Here is a 3,177-nt window from a genome sequence, read left to right on the forward strand (position 1 = left end):
GGCGCCGTCCGCGGCCTCGCCGCCGCCCGCGATGCCGGGCCTGGTCTGGAGGATCAGCCGGAAGCCGGTACGGACCATCTCCTGGTCGTCGGCGATCAGTACGCGCGTCGGCGAGCTGCTCATCCGGCCGATCCTGCCATGTCGTGGCCGCGCCGCCCGTGGCCGGGCCGTACCGGGAAGGCGGCGCTCACCCGCCAGCCGCCGTCGGGCGTGGCCCCGGCGCTGAGCGTGCCGCCGACCGCCTCGACCCGCTCCCGGCGCCCCCGCCCCCCCCCCCCCCCCCCCCCCCCCCCCCCCCCGCCCGCCGGGGGGGGCCGGCGCCCGCTCGGCCGGCGGACCGTTGTGCACCGTCACGGTGAGCCGGTGGGGCTGGGGTGTCCGGTCGGCGTGGTCGGCGTGGTCGGCGTGGCCGGCGTGGCCCGTCCCGGAGGTGTGATCCGTCCGGGCTGGCCCGGACGGTTGGTCCGGCTGGTCTGCCACGGGTGAGCGGTCCGGCTGCTCGGGCTGCTGCTCGGGTCGTCCCGGCCGGGAAGCGCCGTGCGGTCGCCGGTCGGCGCCGCCCGCGGGGGCCGCGTCGACACCCACCTCGACCACCACGTCGCGGGCGCCCGGCGCGTGCCGGTGGACGTTGGTCAGGGACTCCTGGACGACGCGGTGCACGGAGGTCTCGACCTCGGGGGCGAGCTGCGCCGCGCGGGCGGCGGCCGTCACCCGCAGCGTGGGTGCGACCGGCGGGGCGCCCTGACCGGGCGGGCTGTGCTGGCCGAACTGACTGTGCTGGCTGAGGTGCCTGGGGTGACTGTGCTGGCTCTGCTGGTTGAGCTGGCCGAATCCGGCGACCAGGGCGGCCAGCGCCGCGGGGAACTCGCCGGGCCGTACCGGCGGGCCCTCCTCCGCGCGCAGCACCCGGACCAGCCGGCGCATCGAGTCCAGCGTCTCCACGCCGGCCCGCTCGATGTGCGCCAGGATCGGGTCGATCTGCTCGGGCGCGCTCTCCCGTACGGCGCGGGCCGCCTGGGCCTGGACGATGATGCCCGTCACATGGTGCGCGACGAAGTCGTGCAGGTCACGGGCGAGTTTAAGGCGTTCGCCCTGGCGTACGGCGAGGACCGCCCGGCGGCGCCTGGCGTCCAGCGCCCGTAGATAGCAGCCGAGCCCGACGGCGCCGCCGGCAGCCAGCGTGAGGACGAACGCGAAGACCAGGTCGCCCCCGGCGTAGCGCATGCGCAGCGGCAGCACGACGACGGCGACGGCGAGCACCGCGCCCCAGCCGGCCGCTGCCGGCGGCGGCAGGACCTCGCGCGCGGTGCGCACGAGGAGCAGCAGCAGGCCCGCGGTCTCCAACAGCCCCCAACTCACCTCGACCCCGCAGCCGGGCAACAGCAGTACGCAGGTCACCGCCAGCGAGCCGAGCCCGGCGAGCGCGGCGCGCCGGGTGGTGGCCAGGCGCCGGCGGGGCAGGGCGATGAGCAGGGCGACCGCAGGCCCGGTGACCAGCGCGGCCCACGGGCGGGCCCCGGCGCGGCCGGCCGCGGCGACCACGCTGCCGAGGTCGGCGAGCCAGGGCAGGCCGAGCCCGACGTACAGGGCGCACACCGCCAGGCGGCGGGCGCGCGGGGAGAGCGGTACGTACGCGTCCGCTCCTCGAAGGCTCTCGTCCACGGTGAGCAGGCTAGGCACTGACCGGGCTGCGGCGACTCGGCCAGATGGCCGATCCCATGGCCGCGGACGGGGCCGGGCGGCCGAGGCGGCGGGGGATGCGGTCGCGCGACGGTCGTGGCATGAGCCCATGGCCCCCCTTCCGCCGCCGCAGCGCGGCCCCCACCCACCACTCCACCAGCACGGCCCCTGCCTACGACACCACCAGCACGGCCCCCGCCCGCATCACCGGCCCGACCCACCCGATCCACCCGACCGATCCGATCCACCCGACCGATCCGACCCACACGATCGGCCCGGCCCGCCCCGCCACCTCGTACGCCCCATCCAGCTCACTCGCCTCACCCGACTCCCTCGGTTCACCCGGCTCACCCGGCTCACCCACCCCCGCATCACCCCTGCTCATCGGTTGTGGCCTGGTCAAGAGCTTCGGTGGGACCAGGGCGCTGGACGGGGTCGACGTGGCCGTACGGGCCGGGGAGGCGCTTGCCGTGATGGGGCCCTCGGGGTCGGGGAAGTCGACGTTGCTGCACTGTCTCGCGGGTGTCGAGCGGCCGGACGCCGGGCGCGTACTGCTCGGCCCCGACCGGGTGGACGACCTGCCGGAGCCGCGCCGCAGCGAGGTGCGGCGCACCCGGTTCGGCTTCGTCTTCCAGGCCGGGCACCTGCTGCCCGAACTGTCCGCCGAGGAGAACGTGGCGCTGCCGCTGATGCTCGGCGGCACCGCGCGGGCCGCTGCGGTGCGGCGGGCCCGCGCCTGGTTCCCGCGGCTCGGTCTGGAGTCGCTTGAGGAACGGCGCCCCGGCCAGCTCTCCGGCGGGCAGGCCCAACGGGTCGCCATCGCCCGGGCGTTGGTGGGCGGCGCCGAAGTGGTCTTCGCCGACGAGCCCACCGGCGCGCTCGACCAGGCCACCGGGCAGGCCGTGATCAGGCTGCTGGTCGCGGCCACCGGAGAGCAGGGCGCCGCGCTGGTCGTGGTCACGCACGACCCGCAGGTGGCGCGCTGGTGCGACCGCGTGATCGAAGTCCGCGACGGACGGGTGCGCGCCCCCGCGGGCGCTACCGACGCCACGGCCGGGCGGCGCGCATGAGGGCCGCCGACCGCACCACCTGGACGCTGGCGCTGCGGCTGTTGCGCGGCGGCGGACGCACCGGGGCGCTCGGCACGGGGCTCGCGGTCGCCGCCGCGGCGCTCTGCACCACGCTCCTGCTGCTGTGTCTCGCGGTCAACGCGGGGTTTCAGGACCGTGCCGCCCGTACGGACTGGCGGGGCCCGGTCCGCGCCGCCGAGCCGATCGCGGTGCAGGCCGTCGGCACCACCTTCCACAGCGGGCGGTCCATCATCGTGGTGGACCTGGCGCCGGTGGACGGCGCGGCGCGGCCCCGCCCGGCCCGGCCCCCCCCCCCCCGCCGGCCCCGCGCGCCCCCCCCCGCGGGGGCGCGCCCCCGGCGGACCCCCGGGGGGCCCGCGGGGGGGCCGGGGGGGGCGGGGCCCCCACGGGGCGGGGGGGGTGGCGC

General features: G+C 78.1%; 2 protein-coding genes and 1 pseudogene. 2 read left to right on the forward strand and 1 reads right to left on the reverse strand.

Translation table 11 applies throughout. The features are described from left to right. The coding region (locus AAHZ94_RS36550; protein WP_502964842.1) for a sensor histidine kinase at positions 1 to 1,662 on the reverse strand (1,662 nt) is incomplete at its 3' end. A gap of 395 nt (positions 1,663 to 2,057) precedes the next feature. On the opposite strand from AAHZ94_RS36550, the gene AAHZ94_RS31445 reads away from it, so the two are divergent. Then, a complete protein-coding gene (locus AAHZ94_RS31445) occupies positions 2,058 to 2,750 on the forward strand; it encodes an ABC transporter ATP-binding protein (RefSeq protein WP_349997118.1) in 693 nt (230 codons plus the stop codon). After that, positions 2,747 to 3,177, forward strand: a pseudogene (locus AAHZ94_RS31450) (ABC transporter permease); the annotation flags it as partial. The gene AAHZ94_RS31445 and the pseudogene AAHZ94_RS31450, both read left to right, overlap by 4 nt.

The organism is Streptomyces sp. HSW2009 (genome assembly GCF_040240285.1).
In the GTDB taxonomy this organism is placed as follows: domain Bacteria; phylum Actinomycetota; class Actinomycetes; order Streptomycetales; family Streptomycetaceae; genus Streptomyces.